At 67.2% G+C, this 21,006-nt stretch carries 22 protein-coding genes; 15 read left to right on the forward strand and 7 right to left on the reverse strand.

Features of this window, described 5'->3' with window-relative positions:
* Window positions 1–261 precede the first annotated feature (261 nt).
* From Y958_RS31840 to Y958_RS04225, 4 genes are all read left to right on the forward strand, one after another.
* Entirely contained in the window at window positions 262–1,170 is a 909-nt protein-coding gene (locus Y958_RS31840; RefSeq protein ID WP_186291255.1) for a peptidoglycan-binding domain-containing protein, read from the forward strand.
* A gap of 257 nt (window positions 1,171–1,427) precedes the next feature.
* The gene (locus Y958_RS04215; RefSeq protein ID WP_088871021.1) at window positions 1,428–2,495 is read left to right on the forward strand and encodes a Glu/Leu/Phe/Val family dehydrogenase; all 1,068 of its coding nucleotides are present in this window, start codon (window positions 1,428–1,430) and stop codon (window positions 2,493–2,495) included.
* Between the two features lie 169 nt (window positions 2,496–2,664).
* On the forward strand, window positions 2,665–3,030 hold the full coding sequence (locus tag Y958_RS04220; protein WP_088871022.1) for a hypothetical protein: 366 nt from the start codon (window positions 2,665–2,667) through the stop codon (window positions 3,028–3,030).
* Window positions 3,031–3,219: 189 nt separating this feature from the next.
* A complete protein-coding gene (locus Y958_RS04225) occupies window positions 3,220–3,987 on the forward strand; it encodes a SapC family protein (RefSeq protein ID WP_050897851.1) in 768 nt (255 codons plus the stop codon).
* Window positions 3,988–4,064: 77 nt separating this feature from the next.
* Here Y958_RS04225 and Y958_RS04230 read toward each other — a convergent pair whose 3' ends face one another.
* A complete protein-coding gene (locus tag Y958_RS04230) occupies window positions 4,065–4,382 on the reverse strand; it encodes a 2Fe-2S iron-sulfur cluster-binding protein (RefSeq protein WP_088871023.1) in 318 nt (105 codons plus the stop codon).
* A 280-nt stretch (window positions 4,383–4,662) separates the two neighbouring features.
* Here Y958_RS04230 and Y958_RS04235 point away from each other — a divergent pair, with 280 nt between their 5' ends.
* From Y958_RS04235 to Y958_RS04245, 3 genes are all read left to right on the forward strand, one after another.
* Window positions 4,663–5,079 (forward strand): HRDC domain-containing protein, encoded by a 417-nt coding sequence (locus tag Y958_RS04235; RefSeq protein ID WP_088871024.1) that lies wholly within the window; start codon window positions 4,663–4,665, stop codon window positions 5,077–5,079.
* Window positions 5,076–5,567: a CreA family protein gene (locus Y958_RS04240; protein WP_088871025.1), complete on the forward strand. Its 492-nt coding sequence runs from the start codon at window positions 5,076–5,078 to the stop codon at window positions 5,565–5,567. Before Y958_RS04235 ends, Y958_RS04240 begins: the two co-directional genes overlap by 4 nt.
* A 266-nt stretch (window positions 5,568–5,833) precedes the next feature.
* A complete protein-coding gene (locus Y958_RS04245; protein ID WP_244909368.1) occupies window positions 5,834–7,579 on the forward strand; it encodes a hypothetical protein in 1,746 nt (581 codons plus the stop codon).
* Window positions 7,580–7,591: 12 nt separating this feature from the next.
* On the opposite strand, the gene Y958_RS04250 is transcribed toward Y958_RS04245, so the two are convergent.
* The gene (locus Y958_RS04250) at window positions 7,592–8,608 is read right to left on the reverse strand and encodes a M14 family metallopeptidase (RefSeq protein ID WP_186291256.1); all 1,017 of its coding nucleotides are present in this window, start codon (window positions 8,606–8,608) and stop codon (window positions 7,592–7,594) included.
* Between the two features lie 194 nt (window positions 8,609–8,802).
* Between Y958_RS04250 and Y958_RS04255 the strand changes: the two genes are divergently transcribed.
* The gene (locus Y958_RS04255; protein ID WP_088872468.1) at window positions 8,803–9,663 is read left to right on the forward strand and encodes an N-formylglutamate amidohydrolase; all 861 of its coding nucleotides are present in this window, start codon (window positions 8,803–8,805) and stop codon (window positions 9,661–9,663) included.
* 29 nt (window positions 9,664–9,692) lie between these two features.
* Here the strand turns inward: Y958_RS04255 and Y958_RS04260 are convergent, their stop codons facing one another.
* The 4 genes from Y958_RS04260 to Y958_RS04275 all read right to left on the reverse strand — a co-directional run bounded on the left by Y958_RS04260 (window position 9,693) and on the right by Y958_RS04275 (window position 12,717).
* On the reverse strand, window positions 9,693–10,166 hold the full coding sequence (locus Y958_RS04260) for a GNAT family N-acetyltransferase (RefSeq protein WP_088871027.1): 474 nt from the start codon (window positions 10,164–10,166) through the stop codon (window positions 9,693–9,695).
* Between the two features lie 19 nt (window positions 10,167–10,185).
* A complete protein-coding gene (locus tag Y958_RS04265; protein ID WP_088871028.1) occupies window positions 10,186–11,052 on the reverse strand; it encodes an NAD kinase in 867 nt (288 codons plus the stop codon).
* Window positions 11,053–11,205: 153 nt separating this feature from the next.
* Window positions 11,206–12,255, reverse strand: coding sequence for a GTP 3',8-cyclase MoaA (gene moaA, locus Y958_RS04270; RefSeq protein ID WP_088872469.1), 1,050 nt, complete (start codon window positions 12,253–12,255; stop codon window positions 11,206–11,208).
* 246 nt (window positions 12,256–12,501) lie between these two features.
* The gene (locus Y958_RS04275) at window positions 12,502–12,717 is read right to left on the reverse strand and encodes a DUF3553 domain-containing protein (protein ID WP_088871029.1); all 216 of its coding nucleotides are present in this window, start codon (window positions 12,715–12,717) and stop codon (window positions 12,502–12,504) included.
* 206 nt (window positions 12,718–12,923) lie between these two features.
* Here Y958_RS04275 and Y958_RS04280 point away from each other — a divergent pair, with 206 nt between their 5' ends.
* The 7 genes from Y958_RS04280 to mscL all read left to right on the forward strand — a co-directional run bounded on the left by Y958_RS04280 (window position 12,924) and on the right by mscL (window position 20,090).
* A complete protein-coding gene (locus Y958_RS04280; RefSeq protein ID WP_088871030.1) occupies window positions 12,924–13,559 on the forward strand; it encodes a histidine phosphotransferase family protein in 636 nt (211 codons plus the stop codon).
* A gap of 291 nt (window positions 13,560–13,850) precedes the next feature.
* Entirely contained in the window at window positions 13,851–16,529 is a 2,679-nt protein-coding gene (locus Y958_RS04285) for a hybrid sensor histidine kinase/response regulator (protein WP_088871031.1), read from the forward strand.
* A complete protein-coding gene (locus Y958_RS04290) occupies window positions 16,526–17,017 on the forward strand; it encodes a chemotaxis protein CheW (protein ID WP_040846265.1) in 492 nt (163 codons plus the stop codon). The genes Y958_RS04285 and Y958_RS04290 overlap by 4 nt, the downstream gene beginning before the upstream one ends.
* 55 nt (window positions 17,018–17,072) lie before the next feature.
* On the forward strand, window positions 17,073–17,438 hold the full coding sequence (locus Y958_RS04295; RefSeq protein ID WP_088871032.1) for a response regulator: 366 nt from the start codon (window positions 17,073–17,075) through the stop codon (window positions 17,436–17,438).
* Between the two features lie 20 nt (window positions 17,439–17,458).
* Window positions 17,459–18,676, forward strand: coding sequence for a protein-glutamate methylesterase/protein-glutamine glutaminase (locus Y958_RS04300; protein ID WP_088871033.1), 1,218 nt, complete (start codon window positions 17,459–17,461; stop codon window positions 18,674–18,676).
* Complete coding sequence (locus Y958_RS04305; protein ID WP_088871034.1) at window positions 18,673–19,482, forward strand: CheR family methyltransferase; 810 nt, start codon at window positions 18,673–18,675, stop codon at window positions 19,480–19,482. Before Y958_RS04300 ends, Y958_RS04305 begins: the two co-directional genes overlap by 4 nt.
* 206 nt (window positions 19,483–19,688) lie before the next feature.
* The gene (mscL, locus tag Y958_RS04310) at window positions 19,689–20,090 is read left to right on the forward strand and encodes a large conductance mechanosensitive channel protein MscL (protein ID WP_004272454.1); all 402 of its coding nucleotides are present in this window, start codon (window positions 19,689–19,691) and stop codon (window positions 20,088–20,090) included.
* 41 nt (window positions 20,091–20,131) lie between these two features.
* Here the strand turns inward: mscL and Y958_RS04315 are convergent, their stop codons facing one another.
* Window positions 20,132–20,905 (reverse strand): hypothetical protein, encoded by a 774-nt coding sequence (locus Y958_RS04315; RefSeq protein ID WP_088871035.1) that lies wholly within the window; start codon window positions 20,903–20,905, stop codon window positions 20,132–20,134.
* Window positions 20,906–21,006: the final 101 nt, after the last annotated feature.

The following is a 21,006-nucleotide window of genomic DNA, read 5'->3' on the forward strand; positions in this document are numbered from 1 at the left end:
TTCGTTGTCTTGTCTGGCTTCCGACCGGGGAACGTTATGGTCCCCGATGCCTTTATTTTCACACAATGGCGGATGATTTTGGGGCGGTTGTCGCCAGGCGCCTCCAAAGTCGCCGTCAGAGATACCCACTTCGTTTGGACGCAATGCAGCATGCACGGGGGCCGGCGGCTAAAATGCGCATGGCAAAGTGGCGTGAATTGTAACACGCTGATCCGAAGTTTCCCCTGCCGTGACGTGACCTGGAAAGAGGATAGTTTCACGATGTTCGACGCCCGCCGGCCCTTGTTCGCCTCTGCCATCGCGGCGGTGATGCTGACCACGGCGGGCGCCGGCCTGGCGCTGGCCGCTCCGGCTGACACCAACGGTGGCGAGCCCAACAGCGCCACCATCCAGTGGGCTCAGAACATCCTGAAGGAAAAAGAGCTGTATGAGGGCCGCGCCTCCTCGCGCATGGACCCGCCTACCATTGCGGCACTGCGGCAATACCAGAAGGCCGAGGGACTGAAGGTCACCGGCAAGCTGGACCAGGACACCATCGCCCGCATGATGGAAGGCCGCCCGGTGGACAAGACGGTCGGCAACCTGGCCGACCCCACCAGCCGCGCCAGGGCCTCGCAGCCGCGCCTGAAGGAAGAGGATGTGCAGCCCAAGGCCGCCCGCTCCGCCGTGGGGGTGGAGAAAGGCGGCCAGGCCCAGGAAAGCACAGTGCTGAGCGTTTCGCGCAACCCGGGCCCCGCGGCATCGTCGGGGACGCCGGCCGATCTGTCCCCGCCGTCCGTCACCCAGCGCCCTGGCGGGACGTCGAATGCTCAGCCGGCCCCGGGCCAGGACGCCACCAGCACCACCGGCGCCGGCCGCATCGCGGTGGAGACACAGTCCACCGGCGACACGCCGGAGCAGGCGCCGACCGAGATCACTGCGCCGGACTGGGCGCGCAACGCCCTGCTGGGTTTCGTCGGCGCCCTGCTGGCCCTGATGGCCGGCATCTGGTGGTGGAGCGGCCGCCGCCCCAGCCGCAAGGCGGCCAAGCGCGGCCGGCCGGGCGATGTCCGGCGTGAGCCGTCGCTGGGCGGGGAGGACACGCGCCTGCCCGATGGCCGCGTCATGCCCCGCCTGGGGGAGACCGCCGCCCGCCCCAGCCGTCCGCCGGGCTTGCGCGTCGGGCGCTGAGCCGGCAATTTCCAGCCCACCGCGACCCGATTCCGGCGGAATTCCAGTCGCGGCACCAGCGGCGCGACAGGACATTGCACGGCGGACGCCCCAGCGTTCGCCAAAGCTGCGCTGCGCAATAAAACAACGAAATCGACCCGGCCCAGGTCCCGCCCCTAAGCTTCGTCCTGCAGACAGTTCCGCCCCCGCCGCATGCGAACGGGCCGGATCACCGGCCCGGCGCCATGGTCCCGGGCCCCAGGCAGGAGAGTGCCCCCATGTTGTTCGACGCTCCGGATTTCGACAATCACGAGCTGGTCCTGTTCGGCCGTGACCCGGAGAGTGGCCTCAAGGCCATCATCGCCGTCCACGATACCACCATGGGGCCCGCCTGCGGCGGCTGCCGCATGTGGCCTTACGCGACCGAGGCCGACGCCGTGAAGGACGTCCTGCGCCTGTCGCGCGGCATGAGCTACAAGAACGTCATGGCCGGCCTGCCCCTGGGCGGCGGCAAGTCGGTGCTGATCGGCGACCCCAAGACCGCCAAGTCCGACGCCCTGTTCCGCGCCTTCGGCCGTATGGTGGAAAGCCTGGGCGGCCGTTACATCGCGGCGGAGGACGTGGGCATCACCGTGGCCGACGTGCAGGTCATGGGCCGCGAGACCAAGCATGTAGCCGGCCTGAACCACGGCGCCGCCGCCAGCGGCGACCCGTCGCCCTTCACCGCCTATGGCGTCTATCTGGGCATCAAAGCCGCCGTGAAGCACCGCCTGGGCACCGACAGCCTGAAGGGTGTGCGCGTCGCCGTGCAGGGCCTGGGCAATGTCGGCAGCCACCTGTGCCAGCGCCTGGCCGATGACGGCGCCGTCCTGGTCGTCAGCGACATCTTCGCCGACCAGGCGAAGCAGGTGGTCGACCGCCACGGCGCCACGGCCGTGGACCCCTCCGTCATCCATGCCCAGGACGTCGACGTCTTCGCCCCCTGCGCCCTGGGCGGCGTGCTGAACGAACAGTCGCTGCCCCAGCTGAAGGCCAAGGTGGTGGCCGGCGGCGCCAACAACCAGCTGGCGGTGGACGCCATCGGCCGGCAGCTGCGGACCCTGGGTGTGCTCTACGCCCCCGATTACGTCATCAACGGCGGCGGCATCATCAACGTCGCAGGCGAGGTCGGGGGCACCTACAGCAAGGAAGCCATCCTGGCGAAGGTGGAGGCCATCCATGGCACGCTGGCGGACATCTTCCGCCGCGCCGACGCCGAGGACCGCCCCACCAACGAGGTGGCGGACCAGATGGCGCGGGAACGCCTGGCCGCCGGCCGCGCCAAGGGCATGGCCAAGGTCGCCTGAGGTCTCGAAGACCATGACGGAAAAGGCCGGCGCCCGGGTGGGCGACCGGCCTTTTTCGTTGTGAATCAGGATGATTATGATCCTTACGGTGGGGGTGACTTGGGTGTCGGCCCGCCTATATGATGCCGCCTGCCCCAATCAGGGGCAGGGGTATCCGAGGGGACGGGGCATGCAGGAGCTGCGCGCGATCAGCTTCACCGAACGGGAGCTGATGACGGCGATCGTGGAATTCACGGGGCGCCTGAATCGCAAGCTGCCCGTGGGCATGGTGAAGGATCCCGTCATCGTCGAGGGGCCGCCCATCACCGTGCAGCTTCCCATCGAGGACGATTACGGCAAGATGCACGAAGCGACCTTCGCCGAGATGGAGGTGGCCGCGGCGCTGGTGAGCTATTGCATGACGCGCAAGATCCGCATGCCGGCCAAAGCCGAGAAGGTGCTGCAGATCATTTCCGGCGCCGCCACGCTGGTCATCTGGCTGGGCGAGCAGGAAGTGGGCGCCCAGCGCAAGAAAGCCACGCTGCGCAATCGCTGACAGGGGCGGCGCAAAGCCGGACTTGTCACAGTTCGTCACGCGTCCAAGTCATGGCTGGGTCGCGGGGCTGTTGACTCACGCATACAATTCCGGCACTCCAGAGCCCATCCTGTCGGGGGAGAGGGCGCACACATCAGGGTCCAATTCCCGGTCAGTTTGAATTTAACCGGTAAACCAGGACCTTTCGCCATGACCGACGCCGCCGCCGCCAATTCCGAAGCCGGCCAGATGCCTCCGTTCTACCGGGAGCCCGTTCCCGTCGATATCAGCCGTCACGGGGACTGGAAGCTTAAGCAGCAGCGGACATTCTCTTACGCCGCCAACGCCAACGCCATCCCGATTGTGGGCGAGGAGTTTATCTCCCTCAACGGCCACTACCCCATCGTCTTCACCCTGGGCAACAACCCGGCCGCAGTGGTTCTGACCGGCGTGCGCCCGGACGAGAACCTGTTCGTGGACGGCGAGGGCAATTGGCGCAAGAACACGCCGATCCCGGCCTATGTCCGCCGCTACCCCTTCCTGATGATGGAGACGCCGGACCGCGAGCGCCTGGTGCTGTGCCTGGAAGAGGATGCCAACCTGGTGGGGCCGGACGGCGACGTCCCCCTGTTCGAGGGCGACAAGGCCGGTGCCGCCGGCAACGACGCCCTGAACTTCTGCGCCACCTTCAACCAGTCCGCCGTTGCCACCAGCGCCTTCTGCAAGGAACTGCACGACCGCGGCCTGCTGGTGGAACAGCGCCTGGACCTGACGCTGTCGCACGACAACAGCCGCATGACCCTCACGGGCTTCACCATCATCGATGAGAAGAAGTTCAACGAGCTGCCGGACGACGTCTTCCTGGACTGGCGCAAGCGCGGCTACCTGGGCCTGGTCTATTCCCACTTCATCTCGCTGTCCCGCTGGAGCATCCTGGCGGAACTGGCGTCTGAGCGGGTGCTGGCCAAGAAGGCCTGAGGTCGACCGACCCCATGAATGCGAAGGGCGCTGGTGAGGGATCACCAGCGCCCTTTGTCTTTACGCGGTCACCGACCTCAACGGCGCGGCAGCAAGGTCAGGCGCAAGCCATCCAGCTCGGACCTGAAGTCGATCTGGCAGGACAGGCGCGAGCGGCCGGGCTGGTAGGTCGGCTCCTCCTCCAGCAGGGCCTGCTCATCCAGGCTGGGTTCGGGCAGGCGGGCGGCCCAATCGGCGTCCACCAGGACGTGGCAGGTGGCGCAGGCGCAGGAACCGCCGCAGTCGGCGTCCAGCGGCAGGGCGTGATCGCACAGGTTTTCCATCACGGAGGCCTTCATATCCCCCTCGATGACGTGCTCCGCGCCATCGGCATCGATAACGTGGATCGTGGGCATGGGTCGTTTTCCTTGGCAGCGGCGACGGAAGGGGACCGTCCGCTGGGACGCCGGGGCCTGTGGGGACCCGTCGGCCAGCGAACGATCGGGCTGGTGATAGTGAAATCCACAGGCGCGCGCGAGGCGAAAATCCGCAAGTCCACCCCGAAAAACCATCGCGGCGGTGCCTCAGCCCCCTGTCAAGCGCCCGTGCCTCGGTTATATTGCCGGATATCCATGGATGTGGCCCGCCGGCCCGGTGCCGGGCGGACCCCTCCGGGCCCTCTGACCGGGATAGCGCATGACCTTGGAAATCCGCACCTTCTCCATCCGTGACGCCACGCATGACGAGGACGAGACCCGCCTGGCCTCGTTCCTGCGCACGGTGGAGGTTTCGCGCATCGACACCGCCTATGCCGACGGGGCCTGGCGCGTGCTGGTCCAGTACCGGGACCTGCGCCGCAAGGAGGAAACCGCCCAGATCGAATCGGCCATCATCTCCGCCCTCAACAGCTGGCGGACCGAGGTCGCCAAATCGCTGGGCATCGACAGGGAAGAGGTTCTGTCCAACGCGGTTACGGCGGAGATCGCCCGTTACGCTCCCACGACGGAGATCGAGCTGTCGGTCATCAGCAGCGCTGCCGGCTTCGACGTGGCCGGCCGTGGCGGGCAGATCGTGCAGATCGTCCGCCAGACCATGGAAGACCTGACCAATTGAGGCGCCTGTTGCTCGCCGCGGCCCTGACGCTCGCCGGCTTGGCGGCGGGGGCCGCCCGCGCCGACGAGGTGGGGTCGTTCAGCAACGACTGGACGGGCAACGAGCTGACGGTGGAGGCGGTGCCCGACCCCGACATCCAGGGCGTGACCTGCCACATCGTCAGCTTCTCGCGCAGCGTCATCGACCGGCTGCGCAAGGGCAACTGGTTCGAGGACCCGTCCAACACCTCCATCGCCTGCCGGCAGACGGGCCCCATCGTCATCGGCAAGATCGACACCTCCAAGCATGGCGAGGAGGTGTTTTCCGAGCGCAAGAGCCTCATCTTCAAGTCCATCGCCGTCCGGCGCATCTATGACCGGGCCAACGACACCCTGATCTACGTCGTCTACAGCCGCCAGGTGAAGGACGCGTCAGCCAAGATGGCCATTTCCACGGTGCCGCTGTTCAACGCCAACCCCACCTGGACGAAGGGCAAGCCGGAGCGTTAACGCCCTGTTCAATCGGGGAAAAAAAGCGTTCCCTCACCCACTCGGCATACATCATTCGGTTGACTACCTGATTGGGCCGCGTCACCCTGACGCACAGCATCCATACATCGGTGGTGCGTTCGGCTTAGTGGCGGGGCTGCCAACGGGCCGGAAGATGGCCTGGCGCGGACGGGGAAGGGGCTTCCCCGTCCCGCGGGCGCTATTGCCGGTCGGGGCGGGCGATGGTCTTGGGATTGCTGCGGGACAAGGCGGACAGACCGCCGCCATTGAGTGAGCCGCGTGGCGTTTCCTTCGAGGTGCAATACCTGAAGGACGACCATTGGATCACCGAGCAGATCTGCCGCAAGGAGGAGGATGCCCGGGCGCTGGCCGCGCGCATCCTGCCCAACCGCACCGGTGTGCGTATCATCCGCGAATTCGTGCGCCCCGGCCGTGGCGGGGAAACCGTCGACACCATCATCCACACGGAATACCGACAGGAACCCAAGCGCCCCATCGCCCCGGTTCCGGTGGAGGAGGCGCACTATTGCAAGATGCCGCAGGAGTACCTGGCCTTCGACAGCCGGGTGCTGATCTCCCGCGTGCTGCGCCAGTATCTGGATGAGAAAGGCGTCACCGCGTCCGAGTTGCTGCATAACGCCGGCGAGGCCAAGCGCGTCCTGAACTTCGAGGCGCTGGTCCCCAACGCCGTCAGCCGCATCGCCGTCCTGCAGAGCAAGGAGACGGGTGAGGATAGCCGCGCCCGCCGCGACGTCATCCTGGGCGTGCTGGAGGAATTGCGCCAGCGGGCGGAGAAGGCGGTGGCCAACCGCGCCCTCCCGTATCCCAAGGAGATCGGCTTCGCCGCCACCATGCGCCAGGTGGACGAAATCCTGGGCACGGCCACGGCCGCCAGCCCGGACGTGGCGGCGGAAGAGGCGGCCTACCTGGGAAAGGTCATCGTCTGCCGTGACCTGGTGAACATCCGCGGCCTGCTGGGCAAGGCGGAGCTGTTGATCGACCTGGCGTCGGACGACAGCCTGCCGGCCGACGACGCGGCCCTGCTGGACCAACTGCTGGCCGACGTGCTGGGCGCGCCTGACATGGTGCGCGACATGCTCGGCCGCCAGCCGGACCTGATGACGGCCCTGAACCGCATGATCGACCTGATCGGCGGCACGTTCGAGCCCCAGGCGATCGAGATGTCGCCGCCCTGCACGGCCGCCATCAGCCGCTGGGTGGCGGGGCCCCATGGCAACGAGACCCGCGCGGTGCTGCTGGATTTCCTGCGCCGTCAGGTGCGGGGCACCCAGCGCCTGTCGCATGGCGAGCCGTTGCAGCAGATCGCCAAGTATCGCAACCTGGTCACCCGCCTGCTGCGGCCCGACGGTCTGCTGGGCGGTCCGGCCATGGCCGAGGCGGTGCTGATGGGCTATCACCGCTTTATCGAGCAGGGCGGGGCCGAGGGGCGCCGGCTGGCACTGGAATCGGTGCTGCAACTGCTGCCCACGGGGGCGGAGAGGCTGGTCTATCTGGCCTGCCTCGCGCGATCGGACGTGGGCGCCAAGGACGGTGCCAGCATCGCCGCCCAGGCCCTGGAGATCGCCAACCGCGTGGGCGGCCTGAACGATCTGGTCGACCGCACCCTGCCGCTGAAGCCGAAGATGGAGGCCAGCGCCGCGCTCTATCGCCTGGTGACGGAGGGTGACGCCTTGCCGGGCGACATGGGCGAAAAGCTGGGTGCGCGCCTGGATGACCTGGTGGCAACCTATATCGTCGACGGTCGGGTGATCGAACGGTTGGACGACCCGTCCGCCAGCCTGCGGGTGCGCGCCACCCGCCTGGTGCAGTTCGCGGGGGCGGAGGTGCTGGCCAGCCCGAAGGCCCGGCGCATCGTGCGCGACCAGATCATCAGCCATTTGCGCCAGCCCAATTTCGACACCAAGTTCGTCGAGGGCCTGGCGACGGAGGCCGAAAAGGCCGCCGTGCTGCGCAATTTCTATGATCTGCTGAACCGCGCCCAATTCATGTGATCTGCTACCGCATCACACAATCCGCCCCAGCCGCACCGTGGTCTGTCCCCGGCGCGGGGTGCGCGTGGGCATGACCAGGACACAGTTGTCATAGGGCGTGTGGACGGCGCGCTTGCCGTCCAGGGCCAGCAGTGTGCCGGCGGCGGCGATGCGCTCCAGCCCCTGGAATTGCTTCACGAAGGCGAACTCATCCGTTTCCGCCCGGATGACGTGGGTCACGTCCACCACGGTGGGCTTCGCCGGCGAGGCGGGGGCGTTGGCCTCCGCCAGCAAGGTGCGGGCGGTGGCGGCATCCAGGGTTTCCGACTGCGCCAGGAAACGGATCAGGCCGCGCCAGGCCTGGACGCCGGCGGCCGGGGCCGAATGCTGGCCGCATTCCATAAGGATGGCGGCGGCGCTACTGCCCGGGGCGGAGAAACGAGGATGGTCGATCAGGCGCATGCCATCGGCATGCCCGTCGTCCGCCACCACCCAGCCGGGATCGGCCAGCGCCACCGCCAGGGCACGGGCGCGGGGTGAGCGGCCGCACAGGGTCAGCGCAGGGGACGGCACCTGCATGGAATGCAGGTCCAGCAATAGGTCCGCCGTCAGGATCCAAGGGGCGATGGCCGCCACCCGCGCCTGTTCCCGGCCCTGGGGGTAGACCGGCGGCGGGCCCCGGGCGGGCACCTCCGCCCTGACGCCGGCCCACAGGCGGTTCATGTCGCGGTCCAGATAGCGCGCCGGCGTCCCCGCCGGCCCGAACAGGCGGCCGCCCGCCGCGGCGTCCGTGTTGGCGAAGGCCAGGGTCCAGGTGCCGCGCGCCGGCCGCAACCCCCGGCGCAACAGCCGATCCAGGGCCACGGCGCCGCAAGGCTCGTTGCCATGCATCAGGGCGACGACGGCGACGTGGGGGCCCTCGCCCTTGGCTTCGAACCGCCAGACATAGGGAACGCCGGTGTTGCCCGTGCGGTGGGCGCGCAGGTCCGGCATGGCCAGCGGCGGCTCGGGCGCGGCGGGGCCGGGGGGCTGGCTGAACCGGTCCCACATCACGAGCATCCATCCCTGACTGTCGGGCCCGAACCCCTTGGAACCATCGCCGTCTTTTCCCTATTGGGCTGGTTGAGCAATAGTGACGGGTCCGACGCGTCAAGGAAAGGGACGGGATGCCCCAGCCTGCGCTATGGTAAAAGCTTATGACGGCTGGCTTTGTTGCCGCCGTCATCGGCGGTTGTGAGGTTGGCATGAAATTCATCATAGATGATGTGCTGGTGCGCCATGACCCGGAAGGCACGCCCATTCCCGTCGTCTATGACTCGCCCCACAGCGGGTCCGCCTATCCCCTGGGCTTCAGCCCCCGCTGCCCGCTCATGCTGTTGCGCCAGTCGGAAGACGCGCATGTGGACGAGCTGTTCGCCCGTGCCCCGGTCCTGGGCGCAACGTTGCTGCAGGCCCTGTTCCCGCGCAGCTACATCGACGTCAATCGGGCGGAAGACGACATCGACCCGGCCTGCCTGGCGGACTCCTGGCCGGGCCCGTTGAACCCATCGGAGAAAAGCCGCCACGGCATGGGTCTGATACGCACCGTCAGCCGCCCGGGGGAGGCGCTGTACGCCGCCAAGCTGACGGTGAGGGAGGTGCAGGCCCGCATTGAGCGCTACTGGCGGCCCTATCACGCCCAATTGAAGGCGGCGCTGGACGGCTTGCACGCCCGCTTCGGCCAGGTCTGGCACATCAACTGCCACTCCATGCCGACCCTGGGTACCGGCGACGCCGGCGCCGATTTCGTGCTGGGCGACCGGGACGGCGCCTGCTGCGACCCGTCCTTCACCCGCTTCGTGGCCGCCACCCTGCGCGGCATGGGCTATCGTGTGCGCCACAACGACCCCTACAAGGGCGTGGAACTGGTGCGCCGCTACGGTATCCCCACCCGGGGCCGCAACAGCCTGCAGTTGGAAATAGACCGGCGCCTGTACATGGACGAGGAAACGCTGGAGCGCCACGACGGCTACTGGCGCCTGTCCCACGACCTGGAAGACCTGATGCGCGCCATCCACGCCTTTGCCCTGGCCCGGGTGGGCGACCGGCGCCTGGCGGCGGAGTAGCACGGACTGCCACGGGGAAAATCGGGGTGTCAGTCCCCGACGGTCATTCCGGCGTGGCCATAAAGGCTGAGGGCGCCGGGATTGTCGCGCAGCACCTTCAGCTCCACCGCCGTGGCCCCCCGTTCGCGGAAGGAGGCGAAGACATGGAACAGCAGCGCGAGGCCGATACCGCGACGGTGCCACAGCGGATGAACCACCAGATCTTTCACAAAGGCGCTGGTCCAGCATTGCGCGGCCCCGACCAACCGGTCCTCTGAATCCCTCACCAGGAAAAACAGCGTGGGATCGTACTCGCCATCCGTGGAAAGGTCGGTCCACCAATCGTCGAAGCCGCCCACGTCGCCTCCGCCGTTGGCGTAACCAGCGGTGAAGAGGGCATGCGCCTCCCGGGCATCCAGGGGGGTGAAGGAAGTAAGCCGTACACCTTCCGGCCAAGCCGGGGCGGGCAACGGCCCCTCAAGCGCGCGCCTCATCCGGATCACGGTGCCGGGCATGGATGTCATGGGGCAGGTCCGGGTGCAGCTAAGGCGTGAACTGTTCCTTCAAAATCCGTTCCTCCAGGTTCATCTCCGGATCGAACAGTAGGATGGACGCCACGCTACGGTCCTCGCAGACCTCCACCCGGGCCACGTCGCGGATTTCGGTGAAGTCCGCCACGGCGCTGACGGGGCGCTTGGCGCCTTCCAGGATGTCGAACTGCAGCTTGGCGGTGTGGGGCAGCAAAGCGCCGCGCCAGCGGCGGGGGCGGAAGGCGCTGATGGGCGTCAGCGCCAGGATGCCGGCGCCCAGGGGCACGATGGGGCCGTGGGCAGACAGGTTGTAGGCGGTGCTGCCGGCGGGGGTGGACACCAGGGCGCCGTCGCAGGCCAGTTCCGGCAGGCGCTCCACCCCATCGACGCTGATGCGCAGCTTGGCGGCCTGGCGCGTCTCACGCAGCAGCGACACCTCGTTGAAGGCCAGCGCCTCATGCCGGCCCTGGGCATTGACGGCCACCATGCGCAGCGGGTTCAGCGCCACGCGCTGCGCCCGGCGCACGCGGTCGGTCAGACCCCGGGGGCTGAAGTTGTTCAGCAGGAAGCCGACGGAGCCGCGGTTCATGCCGTAGACGGGTTTGCACAGGGGCAGATGGCGGTGCAGCGTTTCCAGCAGGAAGCCGTCGCCACCCAGCGCGATGATGACGTCCGCATCCTCCGCCCGCACGGTGCGATAGCGCTCCGACAATGTGGTGCGGGCGGCCTCCGCTTCTGGCGTCTCCGCCGCGACGATGCAGAAGGCCGGCTTGGCGGGCAGGGGCACCGGGGCGCATTGCGCGGCCGCCTCCGCCGGGATGGACGCCTGGCCGGCTGGGCCTGGCGGGGGGGCGGCGGGGCGTGTGGGTTCGTCGAGCATGGCGCTTTCGCCTGGGTCCAGGACTCGGGGGAGGGAAGGGCGGGCCTTTTGACCGAAATGGACGCACACCTTAACGGATTGATCCGAGTAAAGGAAATGCCCAGCTGCCCCGGAAACCGGTGTCTTTGAGAATGGATCGCGGTGGTGCCGGCCTCAGCCGCCGGTGACGCTCATGTGCCGGGAGACGGCCGGCGCCTTCTGCCGGCGGTCGATGATGAAGTCATGTCCCTTGGGCTTGCGGGCGATGGCCTCCTTGATTGCGGCCAGCAGGGTGTCGTCGTCACCGGGCGCGCCGCGCATGACGGCGCGCAGATCGGCGGCGTCGTCCTGGCCCAGGCACATGTACAGCATGCCGGTGCAGGTCAGCCGCACGCGGTTGCAGCTTTCGCAGAAATTATGGGTCATGGGCGTGATGAAGCCGACGCGGCCGCCCGTCTCGGCCACTCGGGCATAGCGGGCAGGGCCGCCGGTGCTGATGGGCAGGTCGGTCAGGGTCCAGCGCTTGGCCAGCTCGGCGCGCAGCATGGACAGGGGCCAATACTGGTCGGCCCGCACCGTGCCGCCCTGGTTGGTCCCCCCGGCGTCACCGCTGTCCATGTCACCCAGGGGCATGACCTCGATGAAGGTCAGGTCGTGACCCTCGCGCCCGCACCAGGCGACCAGATCGTGCACCTCGCCATCATTCACCCCGCGCAGGGCCACGCAGTTGATCTTCACGGATAGCCCGGCCTCCTTGGCGGCCTTGATGCCATCCAGCACGGGGGCCAGCTTGCCCCAGCGGGTGATGGCCTGGAAGCGGTCGGGGTCCAGCGTGTCCAGGCTGACGTTCACCCGGCGCACGCCGGCCGCGTACAGCTCGGCCGCGTACTTGGCCAGCTGGCTGCCGTTGGTGGTCAGGGTCAACTCATCCAGGGATCCTGTGTCCAGGTGGCGACCCAAGCGGCGGATCAGGTCCATGATGCCGCGGCGTACCAGGGGCTCGCCCCCCGTCAGGCGCAGCTTGCGCACGCCCGTCTGGATGAAGGCGCCGCACAGCCGCTCCAGCTCTTCCAGCGACAGCACTTCCGCCTTGGGCAGGAAGGTCATCTCCTCCGCCATGCAGTAGACGCAGCGGAAGTCGCAGCGGTCGGTCACGGAAACGCGCAGGTACCGGATGGACCGGCCGAAGGGGTCAACCAGCGGCGGCTGGCCGCTCGCCGGCATCGTCGTGCCGGAGGTGCCGTTGGCCATGGGTATCAGGGCGCCGTCCGCCATCGTCTCAACCGTCCTCAACCATGCTGCTCAGGGAGCCGTCCGCCCGGCGGCGGCGCATCCCCACCCTCATCTACGGCAAATATGGTGCGGCAACCATAACAATGCAGCCCCCTCTTAGCGTCGAGGGGGACGCTGTGACGGCGGCAACGGTGCGATGGGGGCCGCGATGAGGGGCCATGGCAGGGTGGGCGGCGGTCAGGGCATCCAATCTTCCGGTTCCACCACCCGCAGGGGCACGACGCTGGCATCGATCAGCTGCTTGCCGGCGTGGGGGAAGTTGACGGTGACCCGCACGCCCACGGCCGACTGCACCTGTCCCAGGCCCCAGTCCGGCTGGCCGGCATGCACGACATAGGTGCCGGGGGTCAGCAGTGCCGCGGCCGCGCCTGATTCGGGGGTGAAGGGAGGCATGGGGCGTATATCCTAGGGCTAGAGGGTTGGGTGGACACCGGCAGCAGCGAAAAAAGCATCACCTATCCTTTTGCCCTTATCCGTTTGTTCTTGGGCAGGCGCTTCGCTAAATCCCTGCTATCGGGGCGGACGTCCACTATGCTGCGCCGTGCCCACTATGAACCGCCACGCCGCCCGGACAAGGCCCCAAAACAAGGCCCATACGAATGACGGTCTCCCTGGAACTGCACGTTGTCGAGCTGCTTTGCTCCCGCCTTTGCCACGATTTGATCAGCCCGGTGGGCGCCATCGGCAATGGCGTCGAACTTATTGAGGAGATGGGCCAATCCATGGCCGAGGAGGCCATGTCCCTGATCGCGGACAGCGCCGACCAGGCGGCGCGGCGCCTGCGCCTGTTCCGCCTGGCCTACGGGGCGGCCGGCAACAGCGGCGCCTTCACCGCGGCCGAGGCGCGGACGGTGCTGGGCGCCTGGTTCCGGGGGGGGCGCACGCGCCTGGATTGGCCGGCCGACGTCATGCCCGGGTCTGATGGCGGCGTGCTGAAACTGGCGCTGAACCTGGGTTTGCTGGCGGAGGAGGCCATGCCTTACGGCGGGGTGGTGACCGTCGCCGCCGGGGCTGGCGGCGCGGCGCTCTCGGTGACGGCGGAGGGGCGCACCGTCAGCTTGCGCGACGAGGTGCGCGAGGCCCTGGACGGGGCGGTGGCGCAAGCCGACCTGACCCCGCGCAGCGTGCAGGCCTATGTCACCGGCCGCTTCGCCGAACAGTGCGGCTGGGGCATCATCACCGAGGCCAAAGGTGCGGAAGCATTGCGTTTCTGGCTGGACAGACGGGCCGGCTGACGGGGCCCGGGGGCCGTTTCACGCCGATAGCGAACCTTAACGCGTTTATCGCTTGTCTTGTCGCACAGGGCACGCCATCAATCTCGCAGGAGTAACGTGTTCTTAATCGTCTTTCTGGAAAAGATGGGTGTAGGGAGTGGCGCCCCCTGTCACTATTAGGACACCCATCACGGCCGAAGGGGTTTGGCCGGGTGTTTTGATGTGGGGCGGGGTCGGGGGCTTAAACCTTATTCCAAACGGGGCCGCCCGTCGGGACGGCTTCGATACGCGCATGGCAACGGGACGTGGACCATGGATGATCTGCTGAGCGAATTTCTGACCGAGACCAATGAAAACATCGCGGTCTTGGACGTTGAGTTGGTGCGGCTTGAGCAGAACCCGAATGACCCCAGCCTGCTGAGCAACATCTTCCGGCTGGTACACACCATCAAGGGCACGTGCGGCTTCCTCGGCCTGCCGCGGCTGGAAGCGGTGGCCCATGCGTCGGAGAACGTGCTGGGCCGCTTCCGCGATGGCGAGCTGAACGTCAGCCCCTACGCGGTCACGCTGATCCTGGAATCCCTGGACGCCATCAAGTCGATCCTGCTGGTTCTGGAAAAGACCGAGGCCGAGCCGGCCGGCAATGACGAAGACCTGATCAACCGCCTGAACGCGCTGGCCGAAGGTCGGGAGGCGCCCGCCGCGGCCGCCCCTGTCGCCGCCGCACCGCCACCCCCGCCGCCGGCGCCCGAGCCCGTGCCGGAACCCGTGGCCCCGCCGCCGGCGCCCGTGGTCGCCGCCCCGTCGGTGCCGGCCGCCACCACCACCCGCGAAGTGGCGCCCGTGGCGGAGGCCGCCCCGCCGGCCCCGGCCCCGGCCGCCACCCAGGCGCCCCCGCCGCCGCCTCCCGCCGCCGGTGGCGGTGATGGTGGCGAATCGTCCCTGGCCAACCAGACCATCCGCGTCAACGTCGACCTGCTCGAAAACCTGATGACCATGGTTTCCGAGCTGGTGCTGACCCGCAACCAGTTGCTGCAGATCCTGCGCAGCCAGAAGGAAAGCGAGTTCGCGGTCCCGCTGCAGCGCCTGAACCACGTGACGTCAGAGCTGCAGGAAGGCGTCATGAAGACGCGTATGCAGCCCATCGGCAACGCCTGGGCCAAGCTGCCGCGCCTGGTGCGCGATCTGGCGCACGAACTGCACAAGAAGATCGACCTGCAGATGCTGGGCGCCGAGACGGAACTGGACCGTCAGGTGCTGGAGCTGATCAAGGACCCGCTGACCCACATGGTCCGCAACTCCGCCGACCACGGTCTGGAGCTGCCGGCGGAGCGCGTGGCCAAGGGCAAGTCCGAGACCGGCCGCGTCACGCTGAACGCCTTCCATGAGGGCGGCCACATCATCATCGAGATCTCCGACGATGGTAAGGGCCTGGCGATCGAGGCCATCAAGCGCAAGATCCTGCAGAACGGCCTGGCCACCGAGGCCGAGCTGGCCAGCATGTCGGACCAGCAGATCCAGCAGTTCATCTTCAAGGCCGGTTTCTCCACCGCCGCCAAGGTCACCAGCGTCTCCGGCCGCGGCGTCGGCATGGACGTGGTGAAGACCAACATCGAGAAGATCGGCGGCACCATCGAGCTGAAGTCCGTCGAGGGCCGCGGCACCACCTTCACCATCAAGATCCCGCTGACCCTGGCCATCGTCTCGGCCCTGGTGGTCGAATGCGGCGGCGAGCGCTTCGCCATTCCGCAGATCAGCGTGATCGAGCTGGTGCGCGCCGCCAACGACAGCGAGCATAAGATCGAGCGGATCAACGGCACGCCGGTCCTGCGCCTGCGCAACCGCCTGCTGCCGCTGGTCAGCCTGGAACGGCTGCTGAAGCTGGGCGACGGCGACCAGGACAACCGCGAAACCTTCATCGTGGTGGCCCAGGTCGGCAACTATACCTTCGGCATCATCGTCGACCGCGTCTTCGACACGGAAGAAATCGTGGTGAAGCCGGTGGCCCCCATCCTGCGCCATATCGAGCTGTTCTCGGGCAACACCATCCTGGGTGACGGCTCCGTCATCATGATCCTGGATCCCAACGGTATCGCCAGCTTCTCCGGCGAGATCGCGGGGGGCGTGCACGACACCGCCGCCGCCGCCGCGGAGGAGAAGCAGGCCGCCCGCAAGGACGACCGCATGGCCCTGTTGCTGTTCCGCGCCGGCGATGGCGCCCCCAAGGCCGTCCCGCTGTCGCTGGTGGCCCGCCTGGAAGACATCGACCTCAACCAGGTCGAGGCCTCCAACGGCCAGCCGGTGGTGCAGTACCGCGGCAAGCTGATGCCGTTGGTGCCCATCGACCCGTCCTGGCAGGTCCAGCGCGACAAGCGCCAGCCGGTCCTGGTGTTCGCTGACGGCGACCGCTCGATGGGTCTGGTGGTGGACGAGATCATCGACATCGTCGAAGACCGCCTGCAGGTGGAACTGGGCACGGAACGCGCCGGCTTCATGGGCAGCGCCATCATCGCCGACAAGGCGACGGACGTCATCGACGCCGGCTTCTACCTGACCCAGGCCTTCCGCGACTGGTTCGGCAACGCCACCGATCGCTTCGAGGACGAGCGCCTGCACAAGGTGCTGCTGGTCGACGACAGCCCCTTCTTCCGCAACCTGCTGACCCCGCTGCTGACCGTGTCGGGTTACGACGTCACGGCGGTGCAGAGCGCGGATGAGGCCCTGGGCCTCTGTGAATCCGGCGAGGATTTCGACGTCATCGTCAGCGACATCGAGATGCCGGGCATGAGCGGGCTGGAGTTCGCCCAGGCCGTCCGTGGCAACAGCCGCTGGCAGAACGTGCCGCTGGTGGCCCTGTCCAGCCACGCCACCCCGCGCGACCTTGACCGCGGCCGCCAGGCCGGCTTCACCGACTATGTGGCGAAGTTCGACCGCGACGCGCTTCTCTTCACGCTGCAGCAGACCATCTCCGAGACCAAGGGTGCCGCATGAGTACGAACCTGCCCGCCAAGCGCACCGCCAGCACCGAAGTCGCGGTCGTCAAGAACGAAGACTTCGTCACCATGACCATCGCCGATCAGGTGTTCGGCATCCCGGTCCTGCAGGTGCAGGATGTACTGGGGCCGCAGCGCATCACCCGCATCCCCCTGGCGCCGCCGGAGGTTGCCGGTTCGCTGAACCTGCGCGGCCGCATCGTCACCGCCATCGACGTGCGCCTGCGCCTGGGCCTGCCGCCGCGTGCGGCGGACAAGCCCGGCATGAGCATCGTCGTGGACCACAAGGGTGAGCTTTATTCCCTGATGGTCGACAGCGTCGGTGAAGTCTTGAGCCTGACCTCGGATGACTTCGAACGCCAGCCGTCCACGATGGACGCGCGTTGGCGTGAAGTGTCCACGGGTATTTATCGTCTGCGGGAAAATCTTCTCGTTGTGCTTGACGTGTCGCGGTTGTTGAATTTCGCTAATACCGAAGCCGCCTGAGCCTGGGCTTAAACCACCGGTGCTTTCGAGCGCTTAGCAACCCGAGGTCCTTTGCATGAAGTCCTGCCTGGTCGTCGATGACAGCCGCGTCGTCCGCAAGGTCGCGCGCAAGATCCTGGAAGAGCTGAACTTCACCTGTTCAGAAGCCGAGGATGGCAAGCAGGCGATGGAAGCGTGCGCGGCGGCCATGCCGGACGCCATCCTGTTGGACTGGAACATGCCGGTCATGACCGGCATCGAGTTCCTGCGGCGTCTGCGCAAGATGTCGGGGGGCCAGACGCCCAAGGTGGTGTTCTGCACCACCGAGAACGATCTGGCCCACATCCAGGAGGCGCTGTCGGCAGGGGCCAACGAGTACATCATGAAGCCCTTCGACAGCGAGATCATCCAAACCAAGTTCCAGCAGGTCGGGCTTCTCTGACGCCCGGGAACCATAAGATCATGAACGATATCCCCGGACGACCTCAGGCCGCGTCTTCGGCGGCCTCCACGACCGAGCCGTACCGGGTTATGGTCGTGGACGATTCGGCGGTCATCCGTGGCTTGCTGACGCGTACCTTGGAGGGTGACGGCACCATCCGTGTCGTCGCTTCCGTGGCCAACGGCCAGATGGCCATCAACACCCTGCAGCGCCAGACCCTGGACGTCATTGTCCTGGATATCGAGATGCCGGTGATGGATGGGCTGACGGCCCTGCCGCAGCTGATCGCCGCGGATCCGGCGGTCAAGGTCATCATGGCCTCGACCCTGACGGCCAAGAACGCCGACATCTCGCTGCGGGCCCTGCGCGCCGGCGCCTCCGACTATGTCACCAAGCCGTCCTCGACGCGGGAGCTGACGGGCGCGGAAAGCTTCAAGGCGGAACTGGTCAGCAAGGTCCAGGCGCTGGGCGAGGCCGCCCGCCGGGCCGACCCGTCCAAGGGTGCGCCCTCACGACCGCTGGCCCCGCGTCCCGTCGCGGCGCCCGCTCCCGGCGCCGCACCGGCGGCCGCCCCCACCGGTACCGCGGCACCGTCGCCCATCCGCAGCCGCTTGCTGGACCACGGTCCGGTGGTGCTGCGCCCGGCGCCCGACATCCGGCCGGACATCATCGCCATCGGCAGGTCCCCCGGCGGGCCCCAGGCCCTGTTCGAGGTGATGGCCAATTTCCGTGGCGGGCTGCACCAACCCATCGTCATCACTCAGCATATGCCGGCGACCTTCACCACCATTCTGGCCGAGCACATCACCCGCCAGTGCGGGATCGAGTGCGCGGAGGCCAAGGATGGGGAGCCCATCGTCGGCGGCCGTGCCTATGTGGCACCGGGCGACAACCACTTCCTGCTGGTGTCGCGCAACGGCGTGACCACCGCGCAACTGACCAAGGACCCGCCGGAAAATTTTTGCCGGCCGGCGGTCGATCCGATGTTGCGCAGTATTGTTAAGATTTATGGGCGTAAGGTGTTGGCGGTCATCCTCACCGGCATGGGGCATGACGGTCGCGGCGGCTGCGACCAGGTGGTCCAGGCCGGGGGTATGGTTGTTGGCCAGGACGAGGCCAGCAGCGTGGTGTGGGGCATGCCGGGCGCCGTGGCAACGGCGGGCTTGTGCAGTTCCATCCTGCCCTTGAAGGAGATCGGTCCGTTTATCCGCAAGATCGCACTGAGGACGGCGGCATGAAGGTCGAAGACTTCGACATGTTCTGCACGATGCTGAAGCAGCGTTCGGGCTTGGTCCTGACCAAGGACAAGGCCTACCTGCTGGAATCGCGCCTCATGCCCGTAGCGCGGAAGTGGAACCTGAAAACGCTGGACGAGCTGGCGGCCACGGTTCGCGCCCGCAAGGACGAAAATCTGCTGAAGGACATCACGGAGGCGATGACGACCAACGAGTCGTCCTTCTTCCGTGACCAGAAGCCCTTCGACCAGTTCAAGCAGGTGGTTCTGCCGGCCCTGCTGGAAAGCCGGGCTACCAAGAAATCCATCCGAATCTGGTCGGCCGCCTGTTCCAGCGGGCAGGAAGCCTATTCACTGGCCATGATGTTGTCGGAGGACTCCGTCCGCCTGAACGGCTGGCGCATCGAGATCGTGGGCACCGACCTGTCGTCGGAGATGGTGGAGAAGTCGCGCGCCGGCATCTACACCCAGTTCGAGGTGCAGCGCGGCCTGCCCATCACCATGCTGGTGAAGTATTTCAAGCAGACCGGCGACAAATGGCAGCTGTCCCCGCAAATCCGGCAGATGGCCACCTTCCGGGAATACAACCTGCTGACCGACCTGTCGCCGCTGGGCCAGTTCGACGTGGTGTTCTGCCGCAACGTGCTGATCTACTTCGACCAGCCGACCAAGACCAAGGTGCTGGAGGCCATCGCCAAGCAGATGCCATCCGACGGCGTGCTGTACCTGGGCGGTGCCGAGACCGTGCTGGGCATCACCGACAGGTTCAAGCCCATGGAAGGCCAGCGCGGCCTGTACGTCCTGCCCTGAGGGCGGGGCCTGAGGGCCGGAGATATCGATTTACGGCAGGGGCCGGCCCGGCGACGGGACCGGCCCTTTCCTTGACCGGGCTTTTCGCGGGGGCCGCCTACATCCTGTGGGTAGTGACCCTGGCGGCCCGCTGCCTGCATACTACATCCACCAACCCATGAAGCGGCCCGCGCAACCGGGACCGTGCGAATAAAGGGGATGCGAGGATGTGGGAAGAATTCAAGTCGTTCATCAGCCGGGGCAGCGTCATCGACCTGGCCGTCGGCATCATCGTCGGCGCCGCCTTCACCGGCATCGTCAATTCGCTGGTCAATGACCTGATCATGCCCCCCATCGGCTATCTCATGGGCGGCATCGACTTCTCCAGCTATTTCCTGGCCTTGAACGGGGAGCACTACGCCAATCTGAAGGCGGCGCAGGACGCCGGGGCGGCCACCGTCAACTATGGCGTCTTCATCAACGTCGTCATCCGCTTCTTCATCGTCGCCGGTGCCGTGTTCCTGCTGGTGAAGCAGGTCAACCGCTTCCGCACCAAGGCGGTTTCCGCCCCGCCCCGGCAGGAGGTGCTGCTGGAGGAAATCCGCGACCTGCTGAAGGCCAGGAACTGACCCGGGAACTATCCCCTGGGCCCCGGGCCCCCGGCCGGCACTTATCCGAACAGCTTCGTGTAACCATCCATAAGGGTCATCCAGGTGGCGCTGCCGGCGATAGGCACCATGACCACCTGGTTCAAGATGGCCAGCGGCAAGCCATAGGCATAGACGGGATGAGGCCGTCCCCGTGTCCGCCAGTCATGGACCAGGGCGACGACCAGCAGCAGGTCGGCGACCAGGCCCGGGGGGATCGCCACGAAGGGCGGCGGGGGCGGACCCTCCGCCGCCGCGCCGGAGGGCGGGGCCAGCAGGGCCACGAAAACGCGGGCGATGGCCGGCTGCATCAGCAGGGCCATGAGCAGGATCATGAGCCGCTTGTGCACCTCCGGCCGGCGGACCATGACGATGGCCAGCACGAAGACGGCGATGAACAGGGGCAGCGCCGTCAGCGAGACGGCGGCGAAGCGCTTGGCCGCGTCGCCGTACCCCAACTGGGCGTACAGGTTCAGCACGGCCACCTGGCTGGCCAGGATGGTGCAGATCATCACGCTGAACAGGGCGATGCCGGCCAAGCCCCAGCTGCGGTGGTCGGGCGTCCGGCCCCGCGCCGCCAGCAGCGTCTGCGCGAAATAGAACAGGCACCAGGAAAACAGGACGAAGCCGTGGATATGGACGATGGCCGGCCGGTGGAAGGTGCCGCTGATCACCGGCCGCCAATAGGTCGGCGTGAACCCGCCGAAGGCGATGGCCAGGAAGACGGCGGCCATGGCCACATAGAAGGTGTGCCGATTGGCCGTTGCGACAGGCCCAGAAGCGATCGCGGTTTCCATGGCGTCCCCCCGCCGTTGCCATACCGCTTCAATTATGCGTGGCGGCGGGTTGCAGGTCCAACTATCGCAGGTTTAGACCCTAAATAGGTAGTCGGGGCACC

Origin of the sequence: Nitrospirillum viridazoti CBAmc (genome assembly GCF_000730165.1) — a bacterium.
Taxonomy (GTDB): domain Bacteria; phylum Pseudomonadota; class Alphaproteobacteria; order Azospirillales; family Azospirillaceae; genus Nitrospirillum; species Nitrospirillum viridazoti.

Bases quoted from the DNA above. Each gene is read 5' to 3' on its own strand.
- Y958_RS31840 (WP_186291255.1), top strand. From the start codon at position 262: ATGTTCGACGCCCGCCGGCCCTTGTTCGCCTCTGCCATCGCGGCGGTG.
- Y958_RS04215 (WP_088871021.1), top strand. From the start codon at position 1,428: ATGTTGTTCGACGCTCCGGATTTCGACAATCACGAGCTGGTCCTGTTC.
- Y958_RS04220 (WP_088871022.1), top strand. From the start codon at position 2,665: ATGCAGGAGCTGCGCGCGATCAGCTTCACCGAACGGGAGCTGATGACG.
- Y958_RS04225 (WP_050897851.1), top strand. From the start codon at position 3,220: ATGACCGACGCCGCCGCCGCCAATTCCGAAGCCGGCCAGATGCCTCCG.
- Y958_RS04230 (WP_088871023.1), bottom strand. From the start codon at position 4,382: ATGCCCACGATCCACGTTATCGATGCCGATGGCGCGGAGCACGTCATC.
- Y958_RS04235 (WP_088871024.1), top strand. From the start codon at position 4,663: ATGACCTTGGAAATCCGCACCTTCTCCATCCGTGACGCCACGCATGAC.
- Y958_RS04250 (WP_186291256.1), bottom strand. From the start codon at position 8,608: ATGTGGGACCGGTTCAGCCAGCCCCCCGGCCCCGCCGCGCCCGAGCCG.
- Y958_RS04255 (WP_088872468.1), top strand. From the start codon at position 8,803: ATGAAATTCATCATAGATGATGTGCTGGTGCGCCATGACCCGGAAGGC.
- Y958_RS04260 (WP_088871027.1), bottom strand. From the start codon at position 10,166: ATGACATCCATGCCCGGCACCGTGATCCGGATGAGGCGCGCGCTTGAG.
- Y958_RS04265 (WP_088871028.1), bottom strand. From the start codon at position 11,052: ATGCTCGACGAACCCACACGCCCCGCCGCCCCCCCGCCAGGCCCAGCC.
- moaA (WP_088872469.1), bottom strand. From the start codon at position 12,255: ATGCCGGCGAGCGGCCAGCCGCCGCTGGTTGACCCCTTCGGCCGGTCC.
- Y958_RS04275 (WP_088871029.1), bottom strand. From the start codon at position 12,717: ATGCCTCCCTTCACCCCCGAATCAGGCGCGGCCGCGGCACTGCTGACC.
- Y958_RS04280 (WP_088871030.1), top strand. From the start codon at position 12,924: ATGACGGTCTCCCTGGAACTGCACGTTGTCGAGCTGCTTTGCTCCCGC.
- Y958_RS04285 (WP_088871031.1), top strand. From the start codon at position 13,851: ATGGATGATCTGCTGAGCGAATTTCTGACCGAGACCAATGAAAACATC.
- Y958_RS04290 (WP_040846265.1), top strand. From the start codon at position 16,526: ATGAGTACGAACCTGCCCGCCAAGCGCACCGCCAGCACCGAAGTCGCG.
- Y958_RS04295 (WP_088871032.1), top strand. From the start codon at position 17,073: ATGAAGTCCTGCCTGGTCGTCGATGACAGCCGCGTCGTCCGCAAGGTC.
- Y958_RS04300 (WP_088871033.1), top strand. From the start codon at position 17,459: ATGAACGATATCCCCGGACGACCTCAGGCCGCGTCTTCGGCGGCCTCC.
- Y958_RS04305 (WP_088871034.1), top strand. From the start codon at position 18,673: ATGAAGGTCGAAGACTTCGACATGTTCTGCACGATGCTGAAGCAGCGT.
- mscL (WP_004272454.1), top strand. From the start codon at position 19,689: ATGTGGGAAGAATTCAAGTCGTTCATCAGCCGGGGCAGCGTCATCGAC.
- Y958_RS04315 (WP_088871035.1), bottom strand. From the start codon at position 20,905: ATGGAAACCGCGATCGCTTCTGGGCCTGTCGCAACGGCCAATCGGCAC.